This is a genomic window from Lactobacillus sp. B4007 (genome assembly GCF_026535895.1).
Classification (GTDB): Bacteria; Bacillota; Bacilli; order Lactobacillales; family Lactobacillaceae; genus Lactobacillus; species Lactobacillus panisapium.
Window position 1 is genome coordinate 241,201 of the sequence record NZ_JAFNPA010000002.1, and the last position, 15,363, is coordinate 256,563.

General features: G+C 36.6%; 18 protein-coding genes. 17 read left to right on the forward strand and 1 reads right to left on the reverse strand.

Features of this window, described 5'->3' with window-relative positions:
- Positions 1–11: 11 nt before the first annotated feature.
- From prfA to J3U54_RS04430, 17 genes are all read left to right on the forward strand, one after another.
- Positions 12–1,100 (forward strand): peptide chain release factor 1, encoded by a 1,089-nt coding sequence (gene prfA / locus J3U54_RS04350; protein WP_103752224.1) that lies wholly within the window; start codon positions 12–14, stop codon positions 1,098–1,100.
- On the forward strand, positions 1,093–1,941 hold the full coding sequence (gene prmC, locus J3U54_RS04355) for a peptide chain release factor N(5)-glutamine methyltransferase (protein ID WP_103752225.1): 849 nt from the start codon (positions 1,093–1,095) through the stop codon (positions 1,939–1,941). Before prfA ends, prmC begins: the two co-directional genes overlap by 8 nt.
- Entirely contained in the window at positions 1,941–2,945 is a 1,005-nt protein-coding gene (locus J3U54_RS04360) for an L-threonylcarbamoyladenylate synthase (RefSeq protein ID WP_103752226.1), read from the forward strand. Before prmC ends, J3U54_RS04360 begins: the two co-directional genes overlap by 1 nt.
- 86 nt (positions 2,946–3,031) lie before the next feature.
- Positions 3,032–3,661: a uracil phosphoribosyltransferase gene (gene upp, locus J3U54_RS04365; protein ID WP_103752227.1), complete on the forward strand. Its 630-nt coding sequence runs from the start codon at positions 3,032–3,034 to the stop codon at positions 3,659–3,661.
- 120 nt (positions 3,662–3,781) lie between these two features.
- Positions 3,782–4,495, forward strand: a complete 714-nt coding sequence (gene atpB, locus J3U54_RS04370) for a F0F1 ATP synthase subunit A (protein ID WP_103752228.1) — start codon at positions 3,782–3,784, stop codon at positions 4,493–4,495.
- Between the two features lie 18 nt (positions 4,496–4,513).
- Positions 4,514–4,738 (forward strand): F0F1 ATP synthase subunit C, encoded by a 225-nt coding sequence (gene atpE, locus J3U54_RS04375; RefSeq protein ID WP_103752229.1) that lies wholly within the window; start codon positions 4,514–4,516, stop codon positions 4,736–4,738.
- 45 nt (positions 4,739–4,783) lie between these two features.
- Positions 4,784–5,296 carry a F0F1 ATP synthase subunit B gene (gene atpF / locus J3U54_RS04380; protein WP_267385225.1) on the forward strand — a complete coding sequence of 171 codons (513 nt, stop codon included), beginning with the start codon at positions 4,784–4,786 and terminating at the stop codon, positions 5,294–5,296.
- Entirely contained in the window at positions 5,296–5,844 is a 549-nt protein-coding gene (gene atpH / locus J3U54_RS04385) for an ATP synthase F1 subunit delta (protein WP_220235347.1), read from the forward strand. The genes atpF and atpH overlap by 1 nt, the downstream gene beginning before the upstream one ends.
- 14 nt (positions 5,845–5,858) lie before the next feature.
- Entirely contained in the window at positions 5,859–7,370 is a 1,512-nt protein-coding gene (atpA, locus tag J3U54_RS04390; RefSeq protein ID WP_267385226.1) for a F0F1 ATP synthase subunit alpha, read from the forward strand.
- Positions 7,371–7,380: 10 nt separating this feature from the next.
- Positions 7,381–8,343: a F0F1 ATP synthase subunit gamma gene (locus J3U54_RS04395; RefSeq protein ID WP_103752233.1), complete on the forward strand. Its 963-nt coding sequence runs from the start codon at positions 7,381–7,383 to the stop codon at positions 8,341–8,343.
- A gap of 23 nt (positions 8,344–8,366) precedes the next feature.
- Positions 8,367–9,806, forward strand: a complete 1,440-nt coding sequence (atpD, locus tag J3U54_RS04400) for a F0F1 ATP synthase subunit beta (protein ID WP_220221053.1) — start codon at positions 8,367–8,369, stop codon at positions 9,804–9,806.
- Positions 9,807–9,817: 11 nt separating this feature from the next.
- Positions 9,818–10,255, forward strand: coding sequence for a F0F1 ATP synthase subunit epsilon (locus J3U54_RS04405; RefSeq protein ID WP_103752235.1), 438 nt, complete (start codon positions 9,818–9,820; stop codon positions 10,253–10,255).
- A gap of 71 nt (positions 10,256–10,326) precedes the next feature.
- Positions 10,327–10,557, forward strand: a complete 231-nt coding sequence (locus J3U54_RS04410; protein ID WP_103752236.1) for a DUF1146 family protein — start codon at positions 10,327–10,329, stop codon at positions 10,555–10,557.
- A gap of 82 nt (positions 10,558–10,639) precedes the next feature.
- Complete coding sequence (locus J3U54_RS04415) at positions 10,640–11,629, forward strand: rod shape-determining protein (RefSeq protein WP_103752237.1); 990 nt, start codon at positions 10,640–10,642, stop codon at positions 11,627–11,629.
- An 18-nt stretch (positions 11,630–11,647) separates the two neighbouring features.
- Positions 11,648–11,941: a membrane protein insertion efficiency factor YidD gene (gene yidD, locus J3U54_RS04420; RefSeq protein ID WP_103752238.1), complete on the forward strand. Its 294-nt coding sequence runs from the start codon at positions 11,648–11,650 to the stop codon at positions 11,939–11,941.
- An 8-nt stretch (positions 11,942–11,949) separates the two neighbouring features.
- A complete protein-coding gene (locus tag J3U54_RS04425; protein ID WP_103752239.1) occupies positions 11,950–12,177 on the forward strand; it encodes a DUF2969 domain-containing protein in 228 nt (75 codons plus the stop codon).
- 26 nt (positions 12,178–12,203) lie between these two features.
- On the forward strand, positions 12,204–13,397 hold the full coding sequence (locus tag J3U54_RS04430; protein ID WP_267385230.1) for an FtsW/RodA/SpoVE family cell cycle protein: 1,194 nt from the start codon (positions 12,204–12,206) through the stop codon (positions 13,395–13,397).
- 56 nt (positions 13,398–13,453) lie between these two features.
- Here J3U54_RS04430 and J3U54_RS04435 read toward each other — a convergent pair whose 3' ends face one another.
- Positions 13,454–13,912 carry a universal stress protein gene (locus tag J3U54_RS04435; RefSeq protein ID WP_103752241.1) on the reverse strand — a complete coding sequence of 153 codons (459 nt, stop codon included), beginning with the start codon at positions 13,910–13,912 and terminating at the stop codon, positions 13,454–13,456.
- Positions 13,913–15,363: the final 1,451 nt, after the last annotated feature.

Sequence of the window (15,363 nt, forward strand, 5' to 3'; positions counted from 1 at the left end):
ATTGAGAAAACATGGATAAGATTATGGCACAGCTTGAAGGGCTTGTGGCTCACTATGATGAGTTGCAGGAAATGATGGCCGATCCAGAAGTTATCAATGATACTAAGCGCTACATGGAGATATCTAAAGAAGAATCTGACTTGCGCGAAGTAGTCGAAAAGTATCGTAAATATAAAGCAGATAAAAAAGAAATTGCAGAAAATAAGGAAATTATCTCCAATGAAAGTGATTCTGATTTAGTTGAAATGGCTAAAGAGGAAAACAGCGACTTAGAAAAAGAAATCTCGGATTTGGAAGACCAGATTAAAATTTTGATGCTGCCCAAAGATCCTAACGATGATAAAGATATCATTATGGAAATTCGGGGCGCTGCTGGTGGAGATGAAGCTTCTTTATTCGCCGGTGACTTACTTAGAATGTATGAAAAGTATGCTGAGCGACAAAACTGGCAAGTTTCAATTGTTGATAGTGAAGCGACTGAAGTGGGCGGTTATAAGCGCGTCGCAGTTATGATTACTGGTGATAAGGTTTACTCTAAGCTTAAATACGAAAATGGTGCTCATCGGGTACAAAGAATTCCAGTTACTGAGTCCCAAGGTCGTGTTCATACGTCAACTGCCACTGTGGCCGTAATGCCCGAATATGAGCAAGTTGATTTTGAACTTGATCCAAAGGATATTCGCGTTGACGTTTATCGTTCAAGTGGTGCCGGTGGTCAGCACATTAACAAGACTTCCAGTGCTGTTCGGATGACGCACTTGCCAACTGGAATCGTAGTGGCGATGCAAGATCAGCGTAGTCAGCAGCAAAACCGGGAAAAAGCAATGCAAATTCTAACTTCTCGTGTCTATGACTATTACGAAAGTCAAAATAGGGATCAATATGATGCCAAAAGAAAAAGCGCTGTTGGGACAGGTGATCGTTCCGAAAGAATTAGGACATATAACTATCCGCAAAATCGGGTGACAGATCATCGCATTGGCCTAACCTTAAATAAATTAGACCGAATTATGAACGGTGAACTTGATGAAATTATTGATGCACTGATTTTATATAATCAAACTAAGCAGTTAGAGGAGCTGGCTGAGCAAAATGTCTAAGATTGTCACTTTAAGTGATTTACGAATCTGGTCTTCTGAAACAGCGCCTGATGAGCGCCCAGAAGATATTGCTTTTCTATTGGCCGAGCGGCTAGGATTGAGCCCCAGTGAATTTCAATTAAAACAGGATTTGCAATTAACTACTGAGCAGATAGCCCAAGCAAAAAAAGATATTACTAAACTGGCCAAAGGTATATCACCGCAGTATATCTTGGGTTACTCCTGGTTTTACGGCTATAAAATAATGGTTCAGCGGGGAGTGCTAATTCCGCGCTTTGAAACTGAAGAACTAGTAAGTTGGGCTTTGGCGCATTTAGCAAATGAGCAAACAATTCTTGATTTGGGCACTGGTTCAGGCTGTATTACGGTTGCTTTGGCTAAGCAAGCGGAAGAAAAGGGGATTAGTAACCTGAATTTTTATGCTTCAGATGTTACTGATGCTGCCCTTAGAATTAGTGAGGAAAACTTTTTACTTCATGACATCGATGTAACCGTAAGAAAGGCTAATATTTTAATTGGATTAGAAAAATTTGATGTGATTGTTTCTAATCCTCCTTATATTAAGGAAACAGAAAAAGATGTCATGGATCAAAATGTCCTGCAAAATGAGCCAAAAGAAGCGCTGTTTGGTGGTAAAGACGGAATTGTTTTTTATCAAAAATTTGTCAAGCAAGTTCGGCAGCATTTAAATCCTGGTGGAAGATTCTTCTTAGAGTTTGGCTTTAGTGAAAAAAAGCAGCTTGAAGAATTGTTTGCTAAAGAATTGCCTGACTTTACGATTGAATTTAAAAATGATTTGGCTAATAAGCCCCGTATGGTAAGTGGAAAGTGGAATAAGTGATGGAAACAAAGATTTTTGATCAAGAAAAAATCAATGATGCAGTTGAACTTTTAGCTGCTGGGGAACTGGTAGCTTTTCCGACCGAAACGGTTTATGGCTTAGGTGCTTTGGCAACTAATGAAACAGCCGTGAAGAATGTTTATGCTGCCAAAGGTCGCCCCAGCGATAATCCATTAATTGTCACAGTTTCTGATGAAAAAATGATGGCTAAATATGCTAGGGAAATTCCAGAAAGAGCCCAGAAACTGATTAAACATTTTTGGCCGGGTCCATTGACTATTTTGCTTTTTGTCAAACCGGGCAGTTTACCGTCCGCTGTGACTGGCGGTTTGGAAACAGTTGCGTTTCGTTGTCCTGATGATAAATTGACCCATGAACTTATTGCTAAACTGGGAGAGCCAATTGTGGGTCCGTCGGCAAATACTTCGACTAAGCCGAGTCCAACGACTGCCCAACATGTTTACCATGATTTGAATGGCAAAATTGCTGGAATTATTGATGGCGGACCAACAAAGGTCGGTCTTGAGTCAACAATTATTGATTTATCTGTTAAAACACCAGTTGTTTTACGTCCTGGTGAAATAACTCCTGAAGAATTGAGCCAGGTTTTAGGTGAAAAAGTACTGATTAATTCCGGTAAGGTAGCTGAAAAGGGTGTACCCAAAGCTCCTGGAATGAAGTATCGGCATTATGCACCAAGCGCTCCCGTCATTGTGGTTGATCACTCAGAGGATTTTTTGCAAATTGATTTCAATGATACGATTGGGGTCATGGCAGTAGAAGATATACTCGCAAAGATTAAATTACCAGAAGAAAACAAGTTTAATTTAGGCAATTCCTTACAAGAAGCTGATCATAATTTGTTTGGTGGCTTACGTTATTTTGATGATAAACCACAAATTAAGCAAATTTTTGTCCAGGGATTTAGCGGAAGTGAGTCTTCACTTGCTTACATGAATCGGTTAGACAAAGCCGCTGCGGGGCATCACTATATGACAAAATAAAAAAACGACAGCAAAGGACTTTAAACCCTTTGCTTTTTTGATTAAAATAAGCGAGAAGTATTATTTATTTTGTAGGAGGAAAAAAGATGGGCAAATTTACGGTTTTAGATCATCCGTTAATTCAACATAAGTTAACAATTATTCGCCGTAAGGAAACAAGTTCCAACGAATTTCGACAAATTGTTGGTGAAATTGGGGGACTAATGACTTATGAAATTACTCGCGATTTACCGTTAAAAGATGTTGAAATTGAAACACCTATTGGCAAAACCACGCAAAAAGAGATTGCTGGCAAAAAGATGACTATTGTCCCAATCTTACGTGCAGGAATCGGGATGCTCAATGGTGTGATGGAAATGATTCCGTCAGCCAAAGTTGGCGTAATTGGAATGTACCGTGACGAAGAAACATTGAAGCCACATGAGTACTTTTGCAAAATGCCAAAGGATATTGCTGATCGTGAATGCCTAGTTGTTGACCCAATGCTGGCAACTGGTGGTTCTGCTAACATGGCCATTGGTGCTTTGAAAAAGCGTGGCGTTAAAACAATTAAGCTAGCAGTTTTAGTTGCTGCTCCTGAGGGTGTTAAAGCAATTCAAGAAGAAAATCCTGACGTTGACATCTATGCGGCTGCTGAAGACGAAAAACTACTGCCAAACGGTTACATCACACCAGGTCTAGGCGATGCTGGTGATCGTTTATTTGGTACAAAATAAACGTCTTTAAGCAAATAAATCTAGGTAATTCGCTTACAAATTTTCACAAAACTCTTGATTGGTGTTAATATTGTATGAGTGTTCTATAATTTTGAGCACGAGAAGGGAGGTCACGAAGTAATGGAGAGACCATTTGTTTTTAAGTTTTTGGGTTTGAACTTTGATCTTTCAGGGATGATTGGCTCAACTTTAATGGCAGCTGTAGTTCTATTTGTCTGCATCTGGCTTTCGCAAAAAGTTGAAATGAAGCCTAACAAAAAGCAAAATGTGATTGAGTACCTACTTGATTTTACTGATGGAATTGTTAAAAACAATGTCAGTGATTTTGATGCACGTAAGCACCTTTCTTTGTATGCTTTTGTTTTATTTCTATTTATCTTTTGCATGAACCAATTAGGTCTTTTCTTGGAGGTCAAGGCTGGTGATAGCGTTTTCGTTAAGTCCCCAACGGCTGATCCAGTAACGACAATGTCGTTTGCAATGATGACCTTGCTTCTATCATTTACATTTGGAATGCAAAGATTTGGTACTAAAGGATATTGGCGTAATTATGCTGAACCCGTTGGTTTTCTTTTCCCGATTAATATGATGGAAGAGATTACTAACTTTTTAACGCTGTCTTTGCGTCTATATGGTAATATTTATGCAGGTGAAGTTTTACTAACATTGATTGGTAATAGTTTTGCACCTAGCTATGGTGCATTAACTTTAGTTTTAGCTGCACCGCTTGCTATGATATGGCAAGGTTTCTCTGTCTTCATTGGCTCTATCCAGGCATATGTTTTCGTAACCTTATCAATGGTGTACATTGGTAAAAAGGTTACAAAAGAATAATTTTTCGGAGGTTTAAATATGTCACAAGCATTTAAATATATTTCTGCGGCACTTGTAGCTGGTATTGCTGCTTTAGCTGCTTCTTGGGGTAATGGTAAAGTTATCACAAAGACTGTCGAGAGCATGGCTCGTCAACCTGAAAGTGCTGGCAACTTGAGATCAACAATGTTTATCGGTGTTGGTTTAATTGAAGCCGTTCCAATTTTGGCGATAGTTGTTGCTTTTCTGATTCTCTTCCGTTAATTTTTATAAAATTTCGGTTAAAGTAAAAAGAGAGAAGGGCAGTAAATGATATTTCAAACTTTATTTGCAGCCTCTGCAGGTCATATTTATCTTGGCAATACCATTTGGTATTTACTTGTTTTTGCAATTTTGCTTATCTTAGTAAAGCATTATGCTTGGGGACCAGTTTCCGACATGATGGAGAAAAGGCGACAAAAGGTGATTAATGATTTGGATTCGGCTGCTGACAACCGTAAAAAAGCTGAAGTTTTAGCTAATGAACGTGAAGCTGCCTTAAAGAATTCAAAACAAGAGGCAACGCAAATTCTCTCGGATGCAAAGGCGAATGCACAGAAAACTAGCAGTCAAATTGTTGCTGAAGCTAATGATGATGCTGTTTCTATTCATGAGAAAGCTAAAGCCGATGCTGTTCAAGCTAAAGCTGACGCTTTAAATGAAGCCCGCGCACAGGTCGCAGATATTTCAGTGACAATTGCTGAAAAAGTAATTGCAAAGAACTTGTCTGCAGATGACCAAAAAGATTTAGTCGATCAATTTATTAAGGGGCTGAATGAATAATGGCCTTGACTAGAGAAGAAATTGCTGCACGTTATGGTACTGCACTATTTGATTATGCGCAGGATATGAACGCTTTAGAGGAAGTTCATGCAGACTTACAGGAATTGCGTCAAGCAGTTTCTGCAAATCCAAAGATTTTAAGTGTTTTTAGTGATCCAATTTTTAATAGCACTGAAAAGAAAAAGTCTTTATCAGTAATTGAAGAGGGCTTTACTAAAGAAGTTCAGACTTTTTTGAATTTGCTGTTAGATTATAACCATTTTTTACAATTAGTTGACATTATTGATTGCTATAATGAGCTATATAATGACAACAAGAAATTTATGGTTGGTACGGCAGTTACTGCTGTTGAGCTTGATGATGCACAATTAAAAGCTTTAGGCCAAAGTTACGCAAAAAAGTACGATTTAACTAGTGTTAATCTAAAAAATGAGGTTGATAAGAGTATAATCGGAGGCGTAATTCTTAAAGTTGGCGATTGCGTTATTGATGGCTCAGTTAAAAACAAACTAAAAAAAATTCGTGCGCAGTTAATTAGTAAAAATTAAAAGAGGTGAAACCATTGAGCATTAAAGCAGAAGAGATTAGCTCTTTAATCAAGCAACAGCTTGAACACTATGATGACAAACTCGACATCAACGAAGTTGGGGTTGTAACTTACATAGGTGATGGTATCGCCCGGGCTCACGGATTGAATAATGTTCTTGCTAACGAACTATTGGAATTTGACAATGGTTCTTATGGTATTGCCCAAAACCTTGAATCTAATGATGTTGGTATCATTATTTTGGGTAACTTTGATGATGTTCGTGAAGGTGACCAAGTCAAAAGAACCGGTGAAATTATGAGAGTGCCGGTTGGTGATGAGTTAATTGGTCGGGTCGTAAACCCATTGGGTCAGCCAGTTGATGGCTTAGGCGACATTAAGACCTCAAAGACTCGTCCAATCGAGGCTTCAGCACCGGGTGTTATGCAACGACAATCAGTTAATCAACCACTGCAAACTGGTATTAAAGCGATTGATGCATTAGTTCCTATCGGTCGTGGTCAGCGTGAGTTAATCATTGGTGACCGTAAAACCGGTAAAACTAGTCTGGCAGTTGATACAATTTTGAACCAAAAGGGACAAGACGTAATTTGTATTTATGTCTTCATTGGTCAAAAAGAGTCAACCGTTAGAACACAAGTAGAAACATTAAAACGTTTTGGCGCAATGGACTATACCATTGTTGTTGAAGCAGGACCAAGTGAACCAGCACCAATGCTATATATTGCACCATATGCTGGTACAGCTATGGGTGAAGAATTTATGTACAATGGTAAGGACGTTCTGGTGATCTTTGATGATCTATCCAAGCAAGCTGTTGCTTACCGTGAACTTTCTTTGCTACTTCGTCGTCCGCCTGGTCGTGAAGCTTATCCTGGTGATGTTTTCTATTTGCATTCACGTCTGTTGGAGCGTAGTGCAAAGTTGAGTGATGATCTTGGTGGTGGTTCGATGACTGCCATTCCATTTATCCAAACTGAAGCTGGCGATATTTCGGCTTATATTCCAACCAACGTAATTTCTATTACAGATGGTCAGATTTTCTTACAAAGTGATTTGTTCTTTGCGGGAACTCGGCCAGCTATTGATGCTGGTAATTCAGTTTCTCGTGTTGGTGGTAGTGCCCAGATAAAGGCTATGAAGAAGGTTGCTGGTACATTGCGTACAGATTTGGCAGCCTACCATGAATTGGAAAGTTTCGCTCAATTTGGCAGTGATTTGGATCAGGCAACCCAGGCTAAGTTAAACCGTGGACGCAGAGTTGTTGAAGTATTGAAGCAACCTCTGCACGACCCAATTCCAGTCGAAAAGCAAGTTATTTTATTGTATTCATTAACTCACGGCTATATTGATTCTGTTCCTGTTGAAGATATCGCACGGTTTGAAAAAGAACTTTATGATAATTTTGACAGTAATCATGCGGATCTCTTAGATCATATTCGTGAGACTGGAGAACTGCCAGATGAAACTGAGTTGAAATCTGCAATTTCACAATTTGCTGATAGTTTTTCACCAAGTAATAAATAGGAGGTAGCTTATGCCTGCATCTTTACTTGAGTTGAAGAAAAAAATTGCTTCAGTTAAGCAAACCGGTAAAATCACAGAAGCCATGAGAATGGTTTCTGCTTCAAAACTTAATCAAACTGAAAAGCGTGATGAGGGCTACACGGTTTATAACGATCATGTAAGACAAACCTTGTCTCGCTTGATGAGTGCAGAAGTCGTCCGACATTTACAAAAAGAAAATGTTACCGTTGATGAAGATAGTATTGGAAAAATCGATTATGAAAATGTTTTTGGCTTAGGAATTGTTTCTGATATGGTTCAAGCAAGGAAAAAGGTCAAATCAACTGGTTATTTAGTTGTAACTGGTGACCGTGGTCTTGTTGGCTCATATAACAGTGCTGTCATTAAAAATATGATGGGTCTTGTTGAAGATTCCAAAGCTGAAAATAAAGATATTAAAATTTTAGCAGTAGGTTCTGTAGGAGCGGACTTTTTTAAAAAGAACAATTTAAATGTTGTGTATGAAAATGCTGCTATTTCTGATGTTCCCACATTTGATGAGGTTTTACCAATCGTCTCAACAGCGATCAAAATGTATTTAAATGGTGTTTATGATGAACTGTATGTTTGTTATACGCACCACATTAACTCTTTGTCTTCTGCATTTAGAGTTGAAAAAATGTTACCGGTTGTCGATATTGATATTGGAATCAAAGAAGCTGAAGCACACAGAGATTTAGAATATGATATTGAACCAGATGTTAACGCAGTTTTGACCACTTTAATTCCACAATATGCTCGTTCAACTATTTACGGAGCTATTTTGGACGCAAAAACAGCAGAGCACGCAAGCTCAATGACTGCTATGCAGAGTGCGACAGACAATGTTAATGACTTGGTTTCAAGTTTGACAACTAAATTAAACCGTGCAAGACAAGCAGAAATTACCACTGAAATCACTGAAATTGTCAGTGGTGCTAATGCTTTGAAATAAATTGAGAAAAGGAGGTAGATGTTTTGAGTGAAGGTGAAGTTGTTCAAGTAATCGGCCCGGTTGTCGATGTTAAATTTCCACTTGATAAAAACCTACCTGATATTGACAATGCTTTGCGTGTAGTTAAATCAGAGGATGAAACTATTGTCCTTGAAGTCACGCTAGAGCTTGGGGATGGCGTTTTAAGAACAATCGCCATGGAATCTACCAATGGTCTCCGTCGCGGAATGAAAGTCGAAGATACCGGCGGTCCAATATCCGTTCCTGTTGGTAACGATACTTTAGGACGTGTGTTTAATGTTCTCGGTGAACCAATCGATAATGGTCCAAAATTTGATAAGGATCATGCTCGTAATAGTATTCACCGTAATGCACCAAAGTATGATGAATTAACAACTAGTCAAGAAATACTTGAAACTGGAATTAAGGTTATTGACCTGCTAGAGCCATATGTTCGTGGTGGTAAAGTTGGGCTATTCGGCGGTGCCGGTGTTGGTAAAACAACTATTATTCAAGAGCTAATCCATAACATTGCACAAGAACACGGTGGTATTTCCGTTTTCACTGGTGTTGGTGAAAGAACTCGTGAAGGTAACGACCTTTATTTTGAAATGAAAGCATCTGGCGTTTTGAGTAAAACCGCCATGGTTTTCGGACAAATGAATGAGCCGCCTGGTGCCAGAATGAGAGTTGCATTAACTGGATTAACCTTAGCAGAATACTTTAGAGATGTTGAAGGGCAAGATGTGTTGCTCTTTATCGATAACATCTTTCGGTTTACCCAAGCTGGTTCTGAGGTTTCAGCTTTACTTGGTCGAATGCCAAGTGCCGTTGGTTATCAGCCAACTTTGGCAACTGAAATGGGCCAATTGCAGGAAAGAATTACTTCGACAAAGAAGGGTTCAATTACTTCAATTCAAGCCGTTTATGTGCCTGCTGATGACTATACTGACCCAGCACCTGCTACTACTTTTGCTCACTTGGATGCGACTACTAATTTGGAGCGTAGCTTGGTTGAGCAAGGTATCTATCCAGCAGTTGACCCCTTAGAGTCAACATCAAGCGCTTTGGATCCTGAAGTAGTTGGTGAGGAGCATTATGATGTTGCAACTCGTGTACAACATATTTTGCAACGTTACCATGAACTGCAAGATATTATTTCTGTTTTAGGTATGGATGAATTATCTGATGAAGAAAAAGTAATTGTTAGTCGTGCTCGTAAGATTCAGTTCTTCTTGTCACAAAACTTCTTCGTTGCTGAACAATTTACTGGGGTTCCAGGTTCATATGTTCCAATTAAAGAAACAATTAAAGGCTTTAAGATGATTCTAGATGGTCATTTGGATGATCTTCCTGAAGATGCATTTCGTAGTGTAGGCCCAATCGAAGATGTTTTGCAAAAAGCAAAAGATATGGGTGTAACAGCTAGTGATCCTGAAGCTAAAGCATTGTTAGAAAAGTAGGGTGATGTCACATGGCAGATCCAGAAAAGCTTTTTAAGGTTAATGTTGTAACTCCAGATGGGCTAATTTTTTCACATCATTGCAGTATTGTGGAAATGCGGGCAATAGATGGTCAGCGCTCAATTATGTACAATCACTTACCGATTTTAACGCCTCTTGCAATTGGCGAAATCAAAGTAAAACGTAGTCGGCAGATGAATAATGCTGTCAATCATATTGCTGTTAGCGGCGGTTACTTTGAATTTTCGAATAACGTCGCAACCATTATTGCAGATAGTGCAGAGCGTTCTAATAATATTGATGTTTCGCGTGCTGAAGCGGCACGGAAACGTGCGCAAAATGCGATGAAAGAAGCTAAGGCTGCGCATGATCAACGATCATTGGAAAGAGCTCAAGTTGCATTAAGAAGGGCTGTAAACAGAATTAGTGTTTACAATTCAAGTAAATAGTATTAAAGTTTTAACGGACGCACAATTTTGTGCATCCGTTTTTATTTAATTGAAGAAATGTGAGAAGAAGTATGTTTCAACTTGGTGTTCACGCCCTAATTAGTATTGTAATTTACTTGATTACAATAGGTTTATCGTTTCAAATTATGAAAAGCGTTCAAGTAGAGAAAATTATTAGAAAAAGCAAAATTTTTGAGGCTCAGCTTTTGCTGATTTTTGCTGCAATTGCTTTAGGGTTTTTAGTTGGCAACTTTTTCATTACTCTAATTGATACGTCTTTGCAACTGAGTAATTTCTTTTAAGACTTACTTAAACGAATGAGGCTAACAGCAAACTTGTTATCTTTATGGTAAAATATACAATGAATATTTATGGAGGATTATCGTGGCAAAAAATATAGGAATAGATTTAGGGACAGCCAATGTGCTTATTAATGTGTCTGGTAAAGGAATTGTTTTAAGTGAGCCCTCAGTTGTAGCTGTTAATACAAGTACGAATAAAGTTGTTGCCGTTGGTACGGAGGCATATAAAATGGTTGGGCGAACACCAGGTAATATTCGGGTAATTCGACCATTGAAAAATGGTGTTATTGCCGATTTTGATATTACAGAAGCAATGCTGTCTTACTTTATTGAAAAATTAAATGTTAAAGGTTTCATGTCGAAGCCTAACATACTAATTTGTGCTCCAACAGGCGTCACGTCAATTGAACAAAAGGCAATAATTCAAGCAGCTGAAAAATCTGGTGGCGGTAAAGTCTATTTAGACTTTGAACCTAAAGTTGCCGCTGTTGGAGCTGGGCTTGATATTTTTAAGCCACAGGGAAATATTGTGATTGATATAGGTGGTGGGACGACTGATATTGCTGTTTTATCAATGGGTGAAATTGTAACTAGTCAGTCTCTACGTTATGCCGGTGATCATATGAATCAAGCAGTTGTTTCTTATATAAAAAACAAGCATAACCTTTTAATTGGCTCACGTACCGCTGAGCAAATTAAAATTGAAATTGGTTGTGCTTTCGAGCCGAATAAAGAGAAAGAAATTACAGTTCGTGGTAGAGATGTTGTTGATGGTTTACCAAAGCAGGTGACAGTTTCAGCACCTGAAATTCAAGAAGCACTTCATGATGGCTTAATGACTATTATTGCAGCTACAAAAGATGTTCTAGAAAAAACACCGCCTGAATTATCAGCTGATATTATTGATCGTGGCATTATGCTTACTGGTGGTGGAGCGCTACTTAAAAATATTGATAAACTTATCTCATATTATCTTAAAGTTCCTGTATTGACTGCAGATCATCCATTTGAAGCTGTAGCTCTGGGAACGGGTATTTTGCTTAAGAATATCGAAAAGCATCAACGTCATTAATAGTTTTAGGAGGTTGACTTGCGTAAGTTACTGATTTTTTTGGTTAAAATTTATCAAAGGATTATTTCTCCAGCTTTACCTAAAAGCTGTCGATATTATCCGACATGTTCAGTCTATATGATTGATGCATTAAAGAAATTTGGACCGATTTTTGGTTTAGTCATGGGAATTTTCCGAATCTTGCGTTGTAATCCGTTCGTAAAGGGCGGTGTAGACCCTGTGCCAGGCAAATTTACTATTTTTCGTAATCCTCATCCAGAAAATTATGAGGATGAAATAATTACAAAAAAATTCCATACATTTGTGAAATAGGAGAAATTATGTCAAAAAAGCCAGAAAATATAAATATTAATATAAATGAATTAAAAGAAAAAGAAAATCCAACTTGGGAAGTAGTAGTTCCCGATAAAAAAGTGATTGGTTTAATTGAAAAAGTTTCAGGTCGTTATCGTGTCATAACTAGAAAAACTAATAGTGTTTTGTTTTCAAATAGCTTAGAAAGTAGTATTAATGATCTGCTTTCTTACTTTGTTTTACACGAAAAATAGTTAGCAATAACGGATAGTGATAATTAATGGTAAAAGTACAAAACAAAACGAATCTTTTTGATCAAATAGCATGGAACATTGTAATTCCAGTTTTAATTCTTGCGTCAATTGGGCTCTATTCTATCTACTTTGCTGCGATTGATGATCCTAGCCACATGGGTAGTCCACTAAAGGCTGTATTAATGCAGGGATTATGGTATGTTATTTCACTATTAATTGTTGTCTTTGTGATTCAGTTTGATGCAGAGCAATTATTTAGGATTGCACCATATGTGTATGGTTTTGGGATAATACTTCTAATTGCAGTTTTATTCTTTTATAACCGTAGTATCGCAGCTGATGCTGGTGCAAAGAGTTGGTTTAAGCTCGGCCCAATTTCATTTCAGCCTTCGGAGGTTATGAAACCAGCATTTATTTTAATGCTAGCACGAGTTGTTCATGAGCATAACCAAAAGTTGTCACATACAATACAAAATGATTGGCTACTCATTGGTAAAATGATTGCCTGGCTTCTCCCAATTGCAATTTTGTTAAAATTACAAAATGATTTTGGGACCATGCTAGTGTTTATTGCTATTGTTGGTGGCGTTGTATTAGTTTCAGGAATATCATGGAAAATCATCACGCCCATGTTTGTAGCCGTCTTTATCTTAGGAGCAGTAACTATTTTTATGGTTACTACTGCTGGGGGACAGTCTTTTCTTAGCCATTTCTTTCAGCCGTATCAGTTTAGTCGGATTATGTCTTGGCTTAATCCTTCTACTGATACTTCAAAAGCAGCCTATCAGTTGTGGCAAAGCATGCAGGCAATTGGTTCTGGACAGATTTTTGGCAATGGCTTTGGCAATTTAAGCGTATATGTTCCAGTTCGCGGCTCCGATATGGTTTATTCTGTTATTGGTGAATCCCTTGGCTTTGTAGGTAGTGTTGCGGTTATATTATTATACTTATATTTGATTATTCAAATGGTTCGCATTACTTTTGATACTAAAAATGCTTTTTATTCTTACGTTTCAACTGGAGTAATTATGATGATTTTATTTCATGTCTTTGAGAATATAGGAATGAGTATTGATTTGTTACCTTTAACCGGTATACCATTACCTTTTATTTCACAGGGCGGATCAGCTTTAATTGGAAACATGATTGGAATCGGAATGATTTTATCAATGAAGTTTCATAATAAGGATTATATGTTTAGCCAGACTGGTGATTTTTAGTTAATTATATAAAAATATAAAAAACACTTCAAAAATTTTTGAAGCGTTTTTTTAGTTTAAATTAGATCCTGGCTTTCTTTTGAACGGCAGACTAGAACATCACAATCAGCAGTTCTGGTTACATACTCGGTAACACTACCAATTAAAATTCGTTCAACTGCATTTAAGCCAGTAGCACCGACTATAATTAGATCTATCTGATGTTTCTTAGGAAATTCGTGAGCGATGATTGATTTTGGAGAGCCAAATTCAATTGAAAAGTGTACTTCTTCAACACCAGCTTCCTTAGCTTCGTCGTAATATTTTTGCAGTTTGTCTTTAGCGTCGTTTGAAACCTGTTCGACCATTTCCGAATCAAAACTCGAAACATTTTGAAATGAACGCGTGTCAATGACATGTAAAATTTCAAGTATAGCTTCGTTACGCTTAGCTGCAGCAACAGATTTTTCAAAGGCCAGTTCTGCTTCTTTTGATCCATCAACGGCCACCTGTATACGGTGATATTGTTTCATCATATAAAACACCTCTCTTATATTTATTTTAACAAATTTTTATCAGATTAATCATTCTTTTGATTAATTAAAAGGCTAAAAATTAAAATAGTACTAGAACTAAGAATTAATGTTATTAAATTCAAATACTTATTTGACTGAAATAACAGATAGCAGCCAAGAATACATTCTATTGTGAGAATGATTGCAGTCCATGACATGATAAGTGTGAAACTAGCGTTATTTTTTTGACTGTAAATTAAAAAGTAACGTTTACGGTTACTCCATAAGTAAAGTGCAGTAGCTAATATGATTACTAAGTAAATGACCATAATAAATTTAAGAATCATTAATTTCTCCAAAAAAAAAACGGCCAACAGACCGTTTCGTAATATTTTAAAGAAATCTGAGTCTGCTAAAGTAGCAAAACAATGCTGTTGAACCCGCAGTGTTCAAAAAATGAGACGTATCGCAACGAATATGGATCCTAGCAAAATGATAGTATTCCGATTCGAAAGTTATTTACAATCTCGCATGTTTTATGTTTGACCGGTCAACTATAAATAATTAAGCCATTAGTTCGACTCAGATCATATTTAATACTACTTAAAGACTTAATAATTGTCAAGGACTATGAAATTACAGAAAATAATTATTTATTTGTTTTTATATATTAAAGTTAATTCAAATTTATTGAAGATCAAAAATATAGGTAATAATGGAACTTAAAGTAGAAAACTAGTAAAATTTAAATTTAATTTATAAATGAATAAATATGATGGTTTCGTTACATTCAAGGAAGATTATTCAGGTTTATCCTGACATTAAACATGGTATATTTTGAAATTTACTTGACCAATGATAGAACAGTAGTCAAAACTAGTGCAAGTAGTGGATTCAAAATACCAATTAACGTGTCGGTATTTTGAAAGTTAATAATCTTAAGTCTATATATACACCTTAAATAAGACTTCAATGAGTTATAATCAAATAACAATGCTAAAGTGCCGCAAAATTTAGATATTGCCAATTTTCAAAGTAGCTTTACCATTTATTAAAAGTATTTTAGTTAGTACTATAATATTCTAGCAACTTTTAAGTCCAATTCACAAAAATAATGACTTTATTCTGATTAATACTTCTGGCTTTTTAGATATTGATTTTGCTAATGTAAAAATAACATTAAGTATCATGGAATCTTTATAAAATCAAGTAAAAAATAAGGCAGTATAAGTGATGATTTATTTAGTAACGTACTTCCAGATAATACTTTTCCTCATGTAAGAGCTTTTACTAAAGATAAATATGTAAAAAAGGCTAATTTCTAATTAGAAATTTTACTTAGTTAAATAAAAAAATGTCACAAGTTATTTTGGTAATAGCTTGTGGCATTTTTTGTTTAAACTTTATGCATATATATAATTTATTCTTATTATCTATATAAATATATAAAATAAAAAAGATATAATATAATT

Excerpts from the sequence above, each read along its gene's own strand:
- prfA (WP_103752224.1), top strand. The coding sequence starts at position 12 with ATGGATAAGATTATGGCACAGCTTGAAGGGCTTGTGGCTCACTATGAT.
- prmC (WP_103752225.1), top strand. The coding sequence starts at position 1,093 with ATGTCTAAGATTGTCACTTTAAGTGATTTACGAATCTGGTCTTCTGAA.
- J3U54_RS04360 (WP_103752226.1), top strand. The coding sequence starts at position 1,941 with ATGGAAACAAAGATTTTTGATCAAGAAAAAATCAATGATGCAGTTGAA.
- upp (WP_103752227.1), top strand. The coding sequence starts at position 3,032 with ATGGGCAAATTTACGGTTTTAGATCATCCGTTAATTCAACATAAGTTA.
- atpB (WP_103752228.1), top strand. The coding sequence starts at position 3,782 with ATGGAGAGACCATTTGTTTTTAAGTTTTTGGGTTTGAACTTTGATCTT.
- atpE (WP_103752229.1), top strand. The coding sequence starts at position 4,514 with ATGTCACAAGCATTTAAATATATTTCTGCGGCACTTGTAGCTGGTATT.
- atpF (WP_267385225.1), top strand. The coding sequence starts at position 4,784 with ATGATATTTCAAACTTTATTTGCAGCCTCTGCAGGTCATATTTATCTT.
- atpH (WP_220235347.1), top strand. The coding sequence starts at position 5,296 with ATGGCCTTGACTAGAGAAGAAATTGCTGCACGTTATGGTACTGCACTA.
- J3U54_RS04395 (WP_103752233.1), top strand. The coding sequence starts at position 7,381 with ATGCCTGCATCTTTACTTGAGTTGAAGAAAAAAATTGCTTCAGTTAAG.
- J3U54_RS04405 (WP_103752235.1), top strand. The coding sequence starts at position 9,818 with ATGGCAGATCCAGAAAAGCTTTTTAAGGTTAATGTTGTAACTCCAGAT.
- J3U54_RS04410 (WP_103752236.1), top strand. The coding sequence starts at position 10,327 with ATGTTTCAACTTGGTGTTCACGCCCTAATTAGTATTGTAATTTACTTG.
- J3U54_RS04425 (WP_103752239.1), top strand. The coding sequence starts at position 11,950 with ATGTCAAAAAAGCCAGAAAATATAAATATTAATATAAATGAATTAAAA.
- J3U54_RS04430 (WP_267385230.1), top strand. The coding sequence starts at position 12,204 with ATGGTAAAAGTACAAAACAAAACGAATCTTTTTGATCAAATAGCATGG.
- J3U54_RS04435 (WP_103752241.1), bottom strand. The coding sequence starts at position 13,912 with ATGATGAAACAATATCACCGTATACAGGTGGCCGTTGATGGATCAAAA.